The sequence below is a fragment of the Pseudoalteromonas sp. NS-SX12 genome, from assembly GCF_057367955.1.
Map to the genome: position 1 here is coordinate 1,081,263 of NZ_CM170634.1, position 16,502 is coordinate 1,097,764.

The 16,502-nt window shown below is 40.8% G+C and carries 14 protein-coding genes and 1 riboswitch; of the genes, 9 read left to right on the forward strand and 5 right to left on the reverse strand.

What is annotated here, in order from left to right:
* Nucleotides 1–135 precede the first annotated feature (135 nt).
* Nucleotides 136–1,956: an EAL domain-containing protein gene (locus AC2IOM_RS05180; protein ID WP_486359312.1), complete on the forward strand. Its 1,821-nt coding sequence runs from the start codon at nt 136–138 to the stop codon at nt 1,954–1,956.
* Between the two features lie 56 nt (nt 1,957–2,012).
* Here the strand turns inward: AC2IOM_RS05180 and AC2IOM_RS05185 are convergent, their stop codons facing one another.
* Complete coding sequence (locus AC2IOM_RS05185) at nt 2,013–3,023, reverse strand: GGDEF domain-containing protein (RefSeq protein ID WP_100914340.1); 1,011 nt, start codon at nt 3,021–3,023, stop codon at nt 2,013–2,015.
* A 371-nt stretch (nt 3,024–3,394) separates the two neighbouring features.
* On the opposite strand from AC2IOM_RS05185, the gene AC2IOM_RS05190 reads away from it, so the two are divergent.
* A complete protein-coding gene (locus AC2IOM_RS05190; protein ID WP_486359313.1) occupies nt 3,395–5,185 on the forward strand; it encodes a DUF885 domain-containing protein in 1,791 nt (596 codons plus the stop codon).
* Between the two features lie 96 nt (nt 5,186–5,281).
* Nucleotides 5,282–5,366, reverse strand: a riboswitch (cyclic di-GMP riboswitch).
* A gap of 160 nt (nt 5,367–5,526) precedes the next feature.
* Nucleotides 5,527–6,588, forward strand: coding sequence for a potassium channel family protein (locus AC2IOM_RS05195; RefSeq protein WP_105173150.1), 1,062 nt, complete (start codon nt 5,527–5,529; stop codon nt 6,586–6,588).
* 45 nt (nt 6,589–6,633) lie between these two features.
* Here the strand turns inward: AC2IOM_RS05195 and AC2IOM_RS05200 are convergent, their stop codons facing one another.
* Together AC2IOM_RS05200 and AC2IOM_RS05205 are read right to left on the reverse strand one after the other, a co-directional pair.
* The gene (locus AC2IOM_RS05200; RefSeq protein WP_010561489.1) at nt 6,634–6,882 is read right to left on the reverse strand and encodes a hypothetical protein; all 249 of its coding nucleotides are present in this window, start codon (nt 6,880–6,882) and stop codon (nt 6,634–6,636) included.
* 194 nt (nt 6,883–7,076) lie between these two features.
* Nucleotides 7,077–7,544: an EVE domain-containing protein gene (locus tag AC2IOM_RS05205; RefSeq protein ID WP_486359314.1), complete on the reverse strand. Its 468-nt coding sequence runs from the start codon at nt 7,542–7,544 to the stop codon at nt 7,077–7,079.
* A 74-nt stretch (nt 7,545–7,618) separates the two neighbouring features.
* Between AC2IOM_RS05205 and tesB the strand changes: the two genes are divergently transcribed.
* Nucleotides 7,619–8,479 carry an acyl-CoA thioesterase II gene (tesB, locus tag AC2IOM_RS05210; protein WP_010561491.1) on the forward strand — a complete coding sequence of 287 codons (861 nt, stop codon included), beginning with the start codon at nt 7,619–7,621 and terminating at the stop codon, nt 8,477–8,479.
* A gap of 44 nt (nt 8,480–8,523) precedes the next feature.
* Here tesB and plsB read toward each other — a convergent pair whose 3' ends face one another.
* Complete coding sequence (plsB, locus tag AC2IOM_RS05215) at nt 8,524–10,935, reverse strand: glycerol-3-phosphate 1-O-acyltransferase PlsB (protein WP_486359315.1); 2,412 nt, start codon at nt 10,933–10,935, stop codon at nt 8,524–8,526.
* A 228-nt stretch (nt 10,936–11,163) separates the two neighbouring features.
* Here plsB and lexA point away from each other — a divergent pair, with 228 nt between their 5' ends.
* The 5 genes from lexA (at nt 11,164) to AC2IOM_RS05240 (ending at nt 16,261) form a co-directional block, all read left to right on the forward strand.
* A complete protein-coding gene (gene lexA, locus AC2IOM_RS05220) occupies nt 11,164–11,781 on the forward strand; it encodes a transcriptional repressor LexA (protein WP_010561493.1) in 618 nt (205 codons plus the stop codon).
* Between the two features lie 338 nt (nt 11,782–12,119).
* Entirely contained in the window at nt 12,120–13,250 is a 1,131-nt protein-coding gene (coxB, locus tag AC2IOM_RS05225; protein WP_138629604.1) for a cytochrome c oxidase subunit II, read from the forward strand.
* Nucleotides 13,250–14,824: a cytochrome c oxidase subunit I gene (gene ctaD, locus AC2IOM_RS05230; protein WP_010561495.1), complete on the forward strand. Its 1,575-nt coding sequence runs from the start codon at nt 13,250–13,252 to the stop codon at nt 14,822–14,824. The genes coxB and ctaD overlap by 1 nt, the downstream gene beginning before the upstream one ends.
* On the forward strand, nt 14,824–15,399 hold the full coding sequence (locus AC2IOM_RS05235) for a cytochrome c oxidase assembly protein (RefSeq protein ID WP_010561496.1): 576 nt from the start codon (nt 14,824–14,826) through the stop codon (nt 15,397–15,399). The genes ctaD and AC2IOM_RS05235 overlap by 1 nt, the downstream gene beginning before the upstream one ends.
* Nucleotides 15,383–16,261 carry a cytochrome c oxidase subunit 3 gene (locus tag AC2IOM_RS05240; RefSeq protein WP_054978228.1) on the forward strand — a complete coding sequence of 293 codons (879 nt, stop codon included), beginning with the start codon at nt 15,383–15,385 and terminating at the stop codon, nt 16,259–16,261. The genes AC2IOM_RS05235 and AC2IOM_RS05240 overlap by 17 nt, the downstream gene beginning before the upstream one ends.
* 13 nt (nt 16,262–16,274) lie before the next feature.
* Here AC2IOM_RS05240 and AC2IOM_RS05245 read toward each other — a convergent pair whose 3' ends face one another.
* Nucleotides 16,275–16,493, reverse strand: coding sequence for a DUF2909 domain-containing protein (locus tag AC2IOM_RS05245; protein WP_010561498.1), 219 nt, complete (start codon nt 16,491–16,493; stop codon nt 16,275–16,277).
* Between the last annotated feature and the right edge of the window lie 9 nt (nt 16,494–16,502).

Below are 16,502 nucleotides of genomic sequence, written 5' to 3' on the forward strand. Positions count from 1 at the left end.
CTGGAATTATGGAATAAAAATTAGTCAAAACAATCGATGACCCTGAAAACCTATTTTAATGTGATTGTTGCTTTCATTATGGTCTCACTTTTTATTGTGATAACCAGTTTTACCGTGAGCAATAGCAAAGCATTTATGAAGCATCAGCTCGCTGAGCAAACTGAATTGTTGGGGTTAACGTTAGTGCAAAGTATTTCGCAGTCTGCAAATGCTAATCACCAGTTATTGACGGAGCATGTTTCACAGTTTAGCCGCTTACATCAATATGCTTATATTAGAGTGCAGCACCTTGATAAAACTTTAATTGAAAAGCGTGCTGCACAGCCCTCGACTATGCCGAAATGGCTTGCGAATTACCTGTCTGTTTCTAGTCCATTATTTCAACAAAGTTTCGCACTTGCGGAGCAAGAGTACATGGTGCAATTGCAGCTACAGGCTTCGCCCGCGAATAACTATATCTATGGCTCATTTAAAGATGTGTGTGCGGTATTTGCTTTTTTCATCTGTTTTGCTTGGTTTATTTTACACATTGCAATTCGCGCGCTTAAAGCCCCGATCGATGCTTTGCATCAACACACCAACAAACTTGCTAATAAAGAGTTTACCGAGGCACCTGAGATACAAAGTGTGTCTGAAATGAACGCGTTAATGTCGAGCCACAATCGCATGACAAATCAAGTGAAAGAGCTGGTCAACGAGCTAACTCAGCGCTTGGAACATGCTAAAAACGCGTTATACAGAGATGAACTTACGCAACTTGGTAATCGCCGTTTGTTTTGCGCGCAATTTGATCAATTGCTAAGTGATGAGAAAAACCAAAGCGGAGCACTAATATTAGTGCGCTTAAGTGAGTGGGAAACGGTTCGTCGTAAAGAGGGATTTTCGGTAGCGCGGTCCTTTTTAGAAGATGTGATATACACCTTGCAAACACATTCAAAGCAAGGTGTTAACGCACGAATTTTTCGCTTAAACGACAATGAATTTGCGTGTGTTTTACAGCATGTTACACGAGATGAGCTAGTTAAAGTTTTAAGTGATATGGCGTCGCACTTGGCGCGTTTGCAAGGGCAATACCAGCAAAAGAAAGAAGTATTAGTAGGCGCTGTGTTATGGCAAAGCGGTGAAGCAATGTCGGAGGTTATGAAAGCGGCAGATGAAGCCGTGTTAATCGCCGCGAAAGAACGCAGAAAATATCATTTATATGAACCGTCTCAACATATTAAAAAAGTATCAGATATGCTGGCGACACGTGAGCGTGTTTTAATGGCGATTAGTGAATCAACACTGGGTTTATCGCAGCATAGCGTAATGATGTCAGATCAAGTTAGTTTAATGTTTTCAGAAGTGCTCACGAAAATCACCTACCAAGACGAAGTGATCCCTACTTTATTACTGCAATCAAAAGCCGAGCAATTTTCAGCAAGTGGCGAACTCGATAAGCGTATTTTTAATTTGATTAGAAGCTGGTATGTAAAAGGACAATTGGATTTGCCAGTGAGTATTAATGTATCGGTTCACAGTGTATTAGACGATACCTTTTACGCGTGGTTAGCTGAGCAGGCACATCAATTCTCTGATTTGTTTACCTCAATAATTTGGGAGTTTGATGAGCAAATGCTGTCGCAAAGCCAGCTTGCACCGCAGGTTATTTCTAAGTTACATAAATTGGGTTCTAAAGTAGCGATTGACCACTTTGGTACCGGAGATAATACATTACTCGCATTGCGGAAGTGGCCGGTTGATATTGTTAAGCTCGATGGTAGCTTTATTCGTGAGTTAGAACAAAAACAAGATTCTTGGTACTTTCTTGAGAATATTATTAAATTGGCGCACAGTTTGGGTGTTGTTGTGGTATGCGAGCAGCTCGAATCTGAAGAACAGGTCAAATGGGCGCAGCAGTTAGGTAGCGATGGCTTTCAGGGCTTTAAGCTCGCACTACCTCACGCGATTGGGTAACAATTGCATTAAATTTTACGCCGATTTTAGGTTAAATAGCCTTATAGCCATAAAACCTAATGAGTATTATAAAATACGTTATTTTTACCTTGAAGTTTGGCTCTTGCGACTGAGTGTCTGGCGCTTGCAGTTAACTGCTTAAGATCTTGCTCTTTTTCTTTCATCTCGCTAATACCTAACGAAACGGTTAATGTTGGTAAGCGCTTACCACTGCGAGAGCTTATAAATTTTAGCTTTTCTACACCAGAGCGCATGCGCTCTGCTATTTCTTTTGCTGTTTGTACGCTAACGTCAGGTAGTAAAATCATAAATTCTTTGCCTTTAGTACGCACGGGCAGACCACTGTCTTGCACGTATGAACGAATTTTTTTGGCGACTTTACCAATTACAACATCGCCAACTGCTTGACCATATTTCTCATTAAAGTCATTAAAGTCATCAATATCAATGGCTATAGCACACAGAGATTTACCTTGTTCTACCCAAACCGCAGCTTTGTCCACCATGTAGGTTTCTTTATATAGGCCGGTTAGTGGATCAACATGGCGATGCTTTTCAATTTGTTGCAGTTGCTGCTGGCAATTTTTAAGCTCTTGTCTAGCTTGTAGTAATGATTCATGCACGTGTTGTTGCGAGCCTTTTAGCTCATAGCTCGCATCAATTAAGTCAGCAATAAGCTGTTTTGCTTCACTGATATCTGCATCGTCAATGGCAACTAAACTGCTATCTAATGTGGCGATATACTTGTTTACGCTATCACTACTTTGGTCAACTGAATTATCCATAATATCAATTGTTTCTGACACACCTTTAACAAGTTGCTTCTGGCTTGAATCGTGTTCAGATAAATAGCGGCTAAATAGGTTTTCTAGGATGTAACTATCTAATTTTTCGTCGGCAGCAAGCAGTGCTTCAATTTCTTCGCACAGCGCATCATGAGATTTTGAGATATAGCTATAGATCGTATGATAATTGATCGGAATTGGTGGTAAGTTATACCTTTCTAAAAACCAGCAAACCTCCGTCATTTTTTGCTGTGCCTGTGCCATGGAATCATGGTACTTCATAAAATCCCAACCTCAGTGGTTAATTACTGCTTAAATATTCACCCTAAATTACTAGCAACCTTCATCCCTTGAAGTCCAAAGTAATTAGAAAACAATTTTTATCTTTTGGGAATAGGAAAAGTCTATTAATTATTAAAAAAAATCGCTTTTATTTAGCTTAAATTTAACCAGTGGCACGATGTGATTTCAGTGAAATATGCAAAGGGTGTGTGATTGCTGTATTTACTATGTTGATTTTATTGGGTTTAAGTGTTTTTGAATTAAGTGATTTATGATTTTTTGCAATTATTTACTTACTTGGTCGCAAATTGGTTGAGATTAAAAATTGAATTTGCGTATGCTGAGTCAATTTTCTATTTTGGTTATTGTTTATGAAACCGTTCAATTTATCTCTAGTTGCGTTGACATTATCTAGTACTTTATTGGTAGGCTGCCAATCTACTCAAGATATCACTGCAGCTAATTCAACGAGCGTGCAAGCGCAGAGCGTGAATGTGTTTGAAAGTGTCGCGAATGACATTGTGGCATATCGTAAAAGTGTTGATCCGTATCAGCAAAAAGAAGGTGTTAACGGTTATTTTTTACCAAATTTATCACCTGAGTTTCTAGCTAATAATCATGCCAAGAATGTTGCGTTTTTAGCGCGATTAAACGCTGTTGATGTTAGCGCGTTGGATGAGCAAAACCGAATTAACCACGCGATTATTGTTTCTCAAGTGCAAAACTCGGTAGATGAGTATGACTTTAATGCACACTACATGCCGTTAACCTCTGAGTTTGGTTTTCACTCTGCATTGTCATTTATGGTGTCGCGCAGCAGCTTTAAAACCGTTGAAGATTATCAGCTTTACTTAAAACGCCTTGCAGGTGTACCGCGTTATTTTGAGCAGAATATAGCGTGGATGAAAAAGGGGATTGCGATAGGGCTAACTCAGCCAAAACCAGTGCTGTTAGGTTATGAGGAGTCAATTAATGCGTTTATTGTAAAAAGCCCAGAACAGTCGGAGTTCTATAAGCCATTTAAAAACAAGCCAGAGCACATTTCTGACGTTGATTTTGCAAAACTTAAAACGCAAGCGCAATCGATTATAAGCAATAGCGTGATTCCATCCTACCAAAGCTATTTATCGTTCTTTGAAACCGAATATGCGCCGAATGCACGTGCCGAAATTGGTATTTCAACCACGCCGAATGGCAGTGAGTTTTATCAAAATCGTGTTAAGCATTACACCACAACTGATATGACCGCCGAGCAGGTACACCAGCTGGGTTTAGCTGAGGTGAAGCGGATTCGAGATGAAATGCAGCAAGTAATTGCGAAAACTGGCTTTACCGGCAGTTTTGCAGAATTTGTGCAATTTTTACGAACTGACCCGCAGTTTTACGCTAAATCGGCAGAGCAACTATTAAAAGAAGCGTCGTTTATAGCGAAAAAAGCAGATGCCCAGTTACCTAAGTTTTTTAAACTGCTACCACGTACACCTTATGGTGTAGCGCCAGTACCAGACTCAATCGCGCCTAAATATACAACAGGTCGTTATGTCGGTGCGAACAAAGACACTGCGCCAGGATATTATTGGGTAAATACATATGGCTTAGATAAGCGTCCGCTTTATGTGTTAGAAGCATTAACGTTGCACGAAGCTGTGCCGGGTCACCATTTACAAATATCACTCAATAAAGAACTAGAAAATGTGCCGGGTTATCGTCGCAGTCACTATATTTCAGCATTTGGCGAGGGGTGGGGCTTATACTCTGAATACCTCGGCAAAGAAATGGGTTTTTACCAAGATGCCTACAGTGATTTTGGCCGTTTAACTTATGAAATGTGGCGTGCGGCACGTTTAGTTGTCGACACAGGTATGCATATGTTTGGTTGGAGCCGTGAGCGCGCAATGACCTTTATGCAGGATAACTCTGCGCTTTCGCTGCACAATATTAAAACTGAAACAGATCGTTATATTTCGTGGCCTGGACAGGCGTTATCGTATAAAATTGGTGAGTTAACCATTAAGCGCTTACGTAAAAAGACAGAGCAAGCGTTAGGGGCCGAGTTTGATATTAGAGAGTTCCACTTTCAAATTTTGAAAAACGGTTCACTTCCTCTGAATTTACTCGAAGAACAGATTGACGCATATATCGAAACGGCGAAAAAAGCGTAAGGGTGCATTGCTAAAATAAAGGCTGCTCCAAAGTCCCATGATTCTTATATTCGTGAGATGGTTTCGAAGCAGCCTACATAGCCCCCGACCTGTTACCGTGGCAGCTTCGCAATCATAGGAATGCTCCCTTAGACCGATAGCTTTGCGTCATCAGCTTTCGCTGAGTTTGCCTTTGTCGAACTTAACAGTTCAAATTAAGTCTAGAACGGGTTTCATTATTTTGCCTATCAATTTGCTGTTTTTTTACTGCAATCTAAACTGAGATAATTTCACGTACTGCTTGCTCCACTTATTAGATGGCGCTACAGTGCGTATCATTAGTAAAATAAACAATAGTTATCATGAACTTAGTTATAAAGAAAATTCTAGTAGCTATTCGACGCCATATTCACTACGTAAGTTGGACGTCGGTTGTTTCTCTGCTGGCAGCACATATGCTCTTAACTTGGGTGTGTTTATTTGCAGCGAAAGAAACAGAGTTATTAGGGATAAATCAATTTATTTATTACTACATAGTGACCACTTCGACGGTTGGGTATGGCGATTTAAGTCCCAGCTCCGATTGGGGAAAACTATTTGTAGCCTTGGTGCAAATTCCAATTGGATTAGCACTGTTTGGTGTGGTGTTAGGTAAAGTTGGACAAAGTATTACGGGGTTAATCAAGGCATCTATGACGGGCGATAAAGATTATTCAGGACAAAGCGAACATATTCTAATTTTTGGTTATCATCCTTCGCGCACACGTAAGATGATTAATTATATTTTGGCTGATAACAAGCGCCTTGAGCGACGAATTTTATTGGCCGTTGACGAGCAGATGACGCATCCGTTTTCAGATAACCCACACGTGGATTTTGTTCGCCTTTCAAGTTTCACTGATGTTGATGAACTTAAGCGTGTGGCAATTGATGGTGCTGATAAAGTAATCGTTGATGGCAACGATGATGATCATACGTTTACTACAGCGCTGAAAATCAGTCGCTTAGTGCATTCATCTTGTCATATCAGCGCGTACTTTCTTGATGAAAGTAAAAGTGAGATGTTGCGAGAACACTGTAAAAACGTGGAATCTACGAGCTCGAAGTCGGTAGAAATTTTGGTTCGCTCGATGCAAGATCCAGGTTCAAGTCGTATTCAAGAAGAGCTGCTTTCAACGTTACATGGTGATACTCAGTTTAGTTTGGAAGTCGGTGATATTAAGCAAAATGTTAAATTTGAAGTGTTATTTTTCCACTTTAAAAAGCAGTTTGATGCGACCATTTTAGGTGTAGCGCATAACCGTATCGGTGAGGGATTAGACTTGAATCCGCCACTAGAAATGGAAATAAAACAGGGCGACATTTTGCATTATATGTCTGTTGAGCGAGTGCTCAGTGACGAAGTCGATTGGCAATCGATGTAATAGTGCATTAAGCAATGAATAAAAAGGCAACCTAGGTTGCCTTTTTTAGCGAATGCGAAAATGTGGCTCCATATCGACCTCACCAAGATAGTCGATTGTTGCATAGCTAGTATCACATCTTGCGAATGCTAGGTAGTTTTCTTCTAGTTTTCGCGCAAAAGCAAGTTGATAACCATAGCGATTTAATTTATTTAATTCGACTTTTTGGGCAAAACTTAAGTTGCTCCAAAAGGCATTTAAATCGCCTTCTCCTTGCCTTCTTTCCGCTGTAGGCTTATTTGTTAAAGCAGACATAATCTTTCGCAATTAAAAATTAGACAACTTATACTAAACCATTAAAAAGAATACTGTCTAGTCCGATCTGCTTACTTGGTATACTTGTAAATCGTGGTGCAATTTCATGATTGCAACAGCGAGAAACATGCCGAACGTCACTCTGCGAGTTAATTCACTCTTTAAACAAATTATTTGGCTGCTCTTTTACGTGGCTATTTAAGTGAATTGCTAGTGTATTTATCGAGTATATATTGCCACTCAGATTCTCTCACTGGTTGAATTGATAGTCGGCTGCCCTTTTGCACTAAATGCATGTCAGCCAATTGTTGGTCGGCTTTAAGTTTGGTGAGTGGAATAATACGTAACTTTTCAACGAACTCTAATTTAACACTTATCCATCTTGGGTTATCGGGTGTTGCTTTAGCATCAAAGTATTTTGATTGCGCATCGAATTGAGAAGGATCTGCAAAGGCTGTTTTAATTACCTTAGCAATGCCAACAATGCCGGGTTGTTTACAGCTAGAGTGATAGATAAATGCGAGATCGCCTAACGCCACTTGGTCGCGCAGAAAGTTACGTGCTTGATAGTTGCGAATACCATCCCAAATTTCGTCATTTTTTGCTTTTAAATCGTCGATAGAAAATTCGTCAGGCTCTGTTTTAAATAACCAATAATGCATTACCTATTCTCGCTAATGTTAAAGTGGCGGGTGTTTGCTATTATAGCGATACTAGGAAATTACGAAATAGTGTTATGAGTCAGGTACTAAACGATCTTTTAGCATTGCTGAAGTTAGAAAAAATAGAACAGGGGCTGTATCGTGGCCCTAGTCAAGATCTTGGTTTTAAAGCTGTTTTTGGTGGTCAAGTTATGGGACAAGCGCTATCTGCTGCAAAAGAAACCGTTGCAGAAGATAGGCAAGTGCACTCGCTGCACTCATACTTTTTAAGACCTGGCGATGTTGATCACCCGATTGTTTATGATGTAGAGAACATTCGCGATGGCCGCAGTTTTAGCACCCGCAGAGTTAAAGCGATTCAATTTGGTAAGCCGATATTTTATATGACTGCTTCTTTTCAAGTGGATGAAGAGGGGGTGACTCACCAAGCGGCGATGCCTAATGTTCCAGGTCCTGAAAAACTGCCATCGTCACTGGATGTTTATCGCGAACACAAAGAACTTATCCCGGAAAAAATTCGCAATAAAATTATTTGTGACAAGCCAATTGAAATGCGACCGGTTAATTTTCAAAACCCGTTTAAGCCAGAAGTAACCCTTGCTGAGCGCTATGTATGGTTTAAAGCTAATGGCGATATGCCAAATGACCCGCGAGTACATAAATATTTACTGGCATACGCGTCTGATTTTGAATTTTTACCTACAGCGTTACAACCGCACGGTTTGTCATTTTTACAACCGGATATGCAAGTAGCCACCATTGACCATGCGATGTACTTTCATCGTCCATTCCGTTTAGATGAATGGATTTTATATGCTGTAGATAGCCCTTCAGCCAGTGGAGGCCGAGGGTTAGTGCGAGGGCAGTTCTTTAATCAAAAAGGTGAGTTAATTGCCTCGACGATTCAAGAAGGTGTGATTAGAAAATATGGATAAAAAAAGGCGGTGTATACCGCCTTTATTTTTGTTGCCGATAACGGCTAGTCTTCAAGTGCACTGGCAATACTTGGGTTAAGTTGTTTTAGAATAATTTGACTCAACTTCTTTGTTGTCTCGTTGCCTGTGATGCGGCCTTGTTCGCAATCATCAATCATGTGGTTTTGCTTAAGCGTGCTAATAAAGCCAGACAACACTTTTTTATCGAAGAATTCTGGTGTATCGATACCAAATAGCTGTGCAAGCTGTTGTGCAAAATCTTGGCTTTGCGTTTCAAGCTGGTCGCGCGAAATACTGTCACTTGCCAGAATTAATTTAATTACGCTGGCATAGCGAATTAATGTGCACTGGATAAAACGTGCTAACAAGTTAAGTTGAGCAAGAGACTTGCTGCTAGGGTTAACTGAAATCGCATCGTTTTCAACGGTTAATAACCCAATACCGCTCAATGCTTCAAGTGAGTCATTTAGATACGTTTCGCAATACGGTTGCATAAACCACTCCTGTTTAAAGAGCGGATATAACGCGTTAACTTGCTTGATTAGCTGGTCGCGAGAAATGTGTTTTTGGCTAATTAATATTGAGCTAATTAGACTTGGTACTGCGAATAAATGCAGTACGTTATTGCGGTAATAGTTCAATAATACTTTTTGCGTGTCTTGAATACGGATTACTTCAACTCGACCTTGCTTAATCACTTCAAACTTATCTAACGTTAGTGCGTGTTCAAGCAGCTCTTCAGCGCTTTTGTTTGGCACACTGACATCTTTGCTGTAAGGCGCTAATTCAAGCAATCTCAGGTAGTTTGTCATACAAGCAATGAGCTCGTTACGCGTCATCGCCTGTTTTTCGGTGTTTAACAAAATTGATGACATTAAAGTAACGGCATTGATCGCAGCCGCATTGTTGATGTTGACCATCACTGAATCAGCAAGTTTGCCAACCATTGGCGTTAGCCAAGTAGGCTTTTCGTCTGCAGCAATGCTGTCGCGCCAATTTGATTGGTGGTGGGTAAGGTATTGATTAATGTTGATTGGCTCGCCAAAATTTACATTACCTTTGCCGTAATTCTTGAGCTTACGTAGCGTTTTGAAGACGCCCAGTACTGACTCATTTTTCTTCTTTTGCCCAGCAAGTTCACCAAGGTAGGTGTTAACTTCCATTACATGCTCGTAACCAATATATACAGGCACGATTGAAATTGGACGATCAATACCGCGCAAAATTGATTGTAATGTCATCGCTAACATACCGGTTTTAGGTGGAAGCAAACGGCCAGTTCGGCTGCGGCCGCCTTCGGTATAAAACTTAACTGCGTAGCCTTTTATAAATAACTGACTTAAATATTCACGGAACACTGCGGAATAAAGCTTATTGCCTTTGAACGAGCGGCGTAAGAAAAAGGCACCACAGCGTCTAAATATTGGGCCTGCAGGCCAAAAACTTAAGTTTATACCTGCTGCAATATGCGGTGGCACATAACCTTGATGGTAAATAACATAAGTAAGTAATAAGTAATCCATATGGCTGCGATGGCAAGGCATATAGATAATTTCGTGGCCTTTATCGGTCAGCTCTTGAATTCGTTCTGGGTTATTTACTTCAATACCGTTGTATAGCTTGGTCCATAGCCAAGTAAGAATGCGCTCAGAAACACCGATCATTGATTCGTTATAGTTGGCAGCGATTTCATCAACGAGTTTTATGGCATTTTGTCGCGCTTCTACAATTGAGATGTTTTTGCTTTTTGCTTCATCTTCAATCGCAGCTTTGACTGTACTTGATGCTAAAAGACCTTGATACAACTGATCGCGAGAAGGCAATTTAGGGCCAAGCGCAGCAAGTTTCTGACGTTTAAAGTGAACACGGGCAACACGAATGAGTTTATGCGGTAAATCATCACTTTGTTGCTTACTGGTAAGCTGCGATAGTTCTAATGGACGACTAAAACGAATTAAGTTGTCGCGGCCAGACAGTAACACGACAAATACTTTACGCAACCAGCTTGGTGTAAGAGAACTGGATAAAATAGTGCCAAGGCCTGGCTTTTCTTTGCCTGGATTGCGCCCCCATAAAATAGTGACCGGAATAACTTGTAAATCGGTAACGTCAGATTGCTTTAACGCTGCAAATATTTCTTCGCTAATTTCGAGCGCTGGACTGTCTTTTTTTGCTTTACCAAACAGTGGCGAGCGATGGTGAATTGGAATGTACCTTGGAACTTGTTTATCACCAATTTGCTGAGTGACCTGAGGGTCTGGTAAGCCGAGCTTTTTACAGGTGCTGCGTAATGCGGCTGAATCAGAAAAAGAATTTAATAATGTGATGTAAACGGTCGGCTTGTTTTTATCTATTGCGAGGTTGTCTAACGGGTGTTCAGGTACTATTTTCGAACGCACTAAAAGCTTGTTCATACCGTTTGCAAACCACTGAATCATAGAGCCAACCAACTTCATAACACCAACCTAAAAACAAAAGGGGCGCTAGCATACCAGTTAACTCAAAAAGATTAAATAACTGGTCGTGCCAGAGGAAAAATAAAGCAATTTACTGCGATGATTTTTGATTTGCAGCAATTATCGTCTGTAACTAAGCATAGTGCTAATTATCAAATAATTAAAAGTTGCGAAATAAGAATAACTGTATATACTCACAGTTATCTGTACTGTATGGAAAACCAGTGAATGAGACCATTAACAAAACGTCAGGCACAAATCTTAGAACTTGTTAAAGTATTTATTAAAGATACTGGCATGCCGCCAACGCGCGCAGAAATCGCATCGACACTCGGTTTTAAAAGTGCAAACGCTGCAGAAGAGCATTTAAAAGCATTAGCCAAGAAAGGCGTCATTGAAATGGTGCCGGGCGCTAGCCGCGGTATTCGTTTAGTGGAAGAAGATGAACCCGAGCAATTAGGTTTACCGTTAATTGGTCAAGTTGCCGCAGGTTCACCTATTTTGGCTAATGAGCACATTGAAAGTCATTATCAAGTTGATCCAAACCTATTTAACCCATGTGCAGATTTCCTGCTGCGTGTACGTGGTGAGAGTATGAAGGATATCGGCATTATGGATGGTGACTTGCTAGCTGTTCATCGCACACCTGTGGCTAATAATGGTCAGGTGGTTGTAGCCCGTGTTGATGAAGATGTAACGGTAAAGCGTTTTGAAAAAGCAGGCAAACAAGTACTATTACATGCAGAAAATGACGATTTTGACACAATTAAAGTCGATTTAGAGCATGACCATTTTAATATCGAAGGCCTTGCGGTTGGCGTTATTAGAAATGCCGACTGGATGTAATACACTTTTGTTGACCTTGGCTAGTGAGTAATTTTGCTAGCCTCACCCTGCTTTAAAACACCCTATTTCTTACTATAACCCCTTCTATTTTTACATCTTCAAAAATCGCTAACTTATAGATTTATAAAAAATTTATCTTAAATTTGACTTGCGTAAAATTTAATCGTTTACTAGACCTTAGTAGTAACCTTGTTTTCTTTTTAAGCAAAGTGCGGCTTTTAGAAAACAAATATAATAAAGAAAATGGAGTGATGCTGTAGTGCGTCGTGCGATTTAATCGCTAAAACTTTCACTGACCATTTCCTAACAACATAATAATAATTAGCTAAGGAGCGAGCATGAGGCTAGTGAAACTATCCTTATGGTTACTATTGAGCTTTCCTTTTTTAGCAGTTGGGACGAGTCAATATAACTTACCTGTTGGGGTGACAGACATCAGCCGTGATGTCTACGAGCTCCATATGACAATTTTTTATATCTGTTGCGTTATTGGATTAGTAGTATTTGCCATTATGTTTTGGGCAATAATCCATCACCGTAAATCAAAAGGAGCAGTGCCTGCTCAATTTCATGAAAGTACCAAAATTGAAATACTGTGGACCGCAATTCCATTTGTAATTTTGATAGGTATGGCAGTGCCAGCAACCAAAACCTTGATTGCCATGGAAGACACCACCAAAGCTGACCTAACGATTAAAGTTACAGGGTCACAATGGAAGTGGCATTATGAATATCTTGACCACGATGTGTCGTTCTATTCTGTTCTTTCGACTCCACGTGAACAAATCACCAATCAAGATCAAAAAACAGAAACCTACCTGTTAGATGTTGATAAACCCCTTATTATTCCAAAAGGAAAAAAAGTACGCTTTTTAATGACTTCGGACGACGTAATTCACTCTTGGTGGGTACCTGAGTTCGCGGTTAAAAAAGATGCGAACCCAGGCTTTATTAACGAAGCGTGGACTAAGGTCAATGAGACCGGTATTTATCGCGGTCAGTGTGCTGAGTTATGCGGAAAAGACCATGGCTTTATGCCTGTGGTTGTTGAAGTTAAAGAGCCTGCTGAATTTGAACAGTGGTTGGCAAATGCGCAGCTTGAAAAAGCGCAAGCGGCGGCCGCAGAAAAAGCGTCACTTGATCTTACATTATCTCAAGATGAGCTAATGACGCTAGGAGAACAAGTGTATATGGCTAATTGTGCTGCGTGTCACCAACCTACTGGGATGGGATTGCCAGGTGTGTTCCCAGCGCTAAAAGATAGCCCTATAGCACTTGGCGATGTTAAAGCACATATCGATATTGTGGTTCATGGCAAGCCAGCAACAGCAATGCAAGGCTATAGCAAAATGTTGTCACTAAAAGAATTAGCGGCAGTAGTGACCTATGAGCGAAATGCTTGGGGTAACAATACTGGCGATTCAGTGCAACCAAGTGATATTCAAGAATCTATGGGAGAAGCACAATAATGACAACACTAGCTGAATCTCATCACCACCATCATGCGCCAACAGGTTTAAAACGTTGGCTATTTACAACTAACCATAAAGATATCGGTACGCTTTATCTGTTATTCGCTCTGTTAATGTTTTTAACGGGTGGCGCAATGGCACTGGTTATTCGTGCCGAATTATTTCAACCAGGCTTACAATTTGTAGAGCCACACTTTTTTAACCAAATGACTACAGTTCATGGCCTCATTATGGTTTTCGGTGCAGTTATGCCTGCGTTTACTGGCTTGGCTAACTGGATGATCCCAATGATGATTGGTGCGCCAGATATGGCACTACCGCGCATGAATAACTGGAGTTTTTGGATTCTACCGTTTGCGTTTTTTATTCTGCTTATGTCGTTATTTATGGAAGGCGGCGGCCCAGCTTTTGGTTGGACGTTCTATGCTCCACTATCAACCACGTATAGCAATGATAATACGGCACTATTTGTCTTCGCTGTGCATATTATGGGCATTAGCTCAATTATGGGGGCAATCAATGTAATTGTAACCATAGTGAATATGCGCGCACCGGGCATGACGTATATGAAATTACCGCTGTTTGTATGGACGTGGTTAATTACCGCATTTTTATTAATTGCGGTGATGCCGGTACTTGCTGGTGCAGTGACTATGGTTCTAACTGATAAATACTTTGGCACAGATTTCTTTAACGCGGCAGGCGGCGGCGACCCTGTAATGTTCCAGCATATTTTCTGGTTCTTCGGGCACCCTGAAGTTTACATCATGATTTTACCGGCGTTTGGTGTTATCTCGACGATTATTCCAGCGTTTTCACGTAAGAAACTGTTTGGCTATGCCTCAATGGTGTATGCCACAGCATCAATCGCGTTTTTGTCGTTTATTGTATGGGCGCACCACATGTTTACCACTGGTATGCCATTGGCGGGGGAGTTGTTCTTTATGTATAGCACCATGCTGATATCTGTGCCTACGGGGGTTAAAGTTTTCAACTGGGTAGCGACAATGTGGCGTGGCTCGATTAGCTTTGAAGTGCCGATGCTGTTTTCCATTGCGTTTATTGTGTTATTCACCTTAGGTGGTTTCTCTGGATTGATGTTAGCAATAACACCGGTCGATTTTCAGTATCACGATACTTACTTTGTGGTTGCTCACTTCCACTATGTGTTGGTAACGGGGGCTGTATTCTCGATAATGGCAGGAGCTTATTATTGGTTACCAAAGTGGACAGGCAACATGTATCACATTGGTCTTGCTAAAACCCATTTTTGGTTATCGCTAATTAGCGTAAACATTCTGTTCTTCCCAATGCATTTTGTGGGCTTAGCCGGTATGCCGAGGCGTATTCCTGACTATGCACTGCAGTTTGCTGATTTTAATGCATTGATCAGTGTAGGTGGCTTTGCCTTTGGTTTATCTCAATTACTTTTTGTTGCCGTTGTTTATAAGTGTGCAAAGGGTGGCGAAAAAGTACCTGCCAAAGTGTGGGATGGGGCTGAAGGGTTGGAGTGGGAAGTTGCATCGCCTGCACCTTATCATACGTTCTCTGAGCCGCCGGAAGTGAAGTAATGAATAACGTTAAGCTACTCAAAAAGCTAATTTTAACCAGTTTATTAATGTTTGCGTTTGCCTTTGCGCTGGTGCCACTTTATGACGTTTTCTGTGATATCACAGGATTGAATGGAAAACCTAATATGGAGCAGGCTCAAGTGAGTGCTCAAAGTGATGAATCGCGCAGTGTACGCGTTACATTTATCACACATGCGCAAGCTGGCGCACCGTTTAAAGTCAAAGCCAAACGCTACAGTGTTGACGTTAGCCCGGGTGAAATGGAGCGCATAGAGTTTATTGCGCAAAACCTTTCGAGTAGCAACAAGATAATGCAAGCCGTACCGTCAGTAGCACCAGGTCGGGCGGCTAAATATTTACATAAAGTGTCTTGCTTTTGTTTTAATCAACAGCCGCTGACAAGCAAAGGCTCAGCGGATTTACCATTGCTCTTTTACCTCGACGAAACCTTGCCAAATGATATTCATGAAGTGACCTTGTCGTACACCATTTACGATATTACAGCAGATGTTGAAGGTAAAGTTGCAAGCAATAGCAAGCGCGATGGAGAGTTAGTCAATGAAAACTCAATATGAAAAATATTATGTACCTGAGCAAAGCCAATGGCCGATTGTGGGTGCTGTTGCTCTGTTCTTAATTGCCATTGGAGCTGGCTTAGCGGTAATGCAAACTGCTAAACAGCAAGGTGGTTTTGGTTTTCACATTTTAATCTTAGGCATTGCGGTTTTACTTTATATGCTGTTTGGTTGGTTTAAAAATGTGATTGATGAATCTCAAGGTGGGCTTTATTCATCGCAAATGGACCGCTCGTTTAAACAGGGTATGGCGTGGTTTATTTTCTCTGAAGTGATGTTTTTTATGGCATTTTTTGGAGCGCTATTTTATGCCCGTACATTTGCTGTACCGTGGCTCGGTGGTGATAGCAATAACGCAATGACAAACGAAGTGTTATGGCCTTCGTTTGAAGCCGTGTGGCCTTTAGTTAGTACGCCTGGTGGTACAGAAACGCAAGTAATGGGTTGGCAAGGTTTGCCACTTATCAACACTATTATTCTTTTAACCTCATCGGTGACTTTGCATTTTGCACACACCGCAATTGAGCATGGAAAACGCACGCAGTTAAAGGCAATGCTTGGTTTTACTATTGCTTTAGGGGCGATATTTTTAGCGCTACAGGGTGAGGAGTACGTTCATGCATATCAAGATCTAGGCTTAACACTGGACTCAGGTATATATGGTAATACGTTCTTTTTGCTAACTGGCTTTCACGGCATGCATGTCACGTTAGGCACGCTCATTTTACTTGTCGTATTTATACGAATTTTAAAAGGGCACTTTAGTGAAGAAAAGCACTTTGCTTTCCAAGCTGCAGCTTGGTATTGGCATTTTGTTGACGTTGTATGGTTGTGTTTGTTTGTCTTTGTTTACGTACTTTAAAGGTCAATAACCACTAACCAACAGTATAAGGATTGCTGTTTGGTGTGATGATGCCAAACAGCATTGCCAGCAAAATAATCATCAGAACAATTGCAGAAAATAACACTCGGCGCCCTAAATAATGGGACATAGAGTTTGCAGCAGCGTCGCTTTTAAGCATACAAAACAGTGCTTTAAACAAACTAAAAACGATGTAAAACAATAAGAATACGATAATTAATTTTATCAACATAAGTTTAGG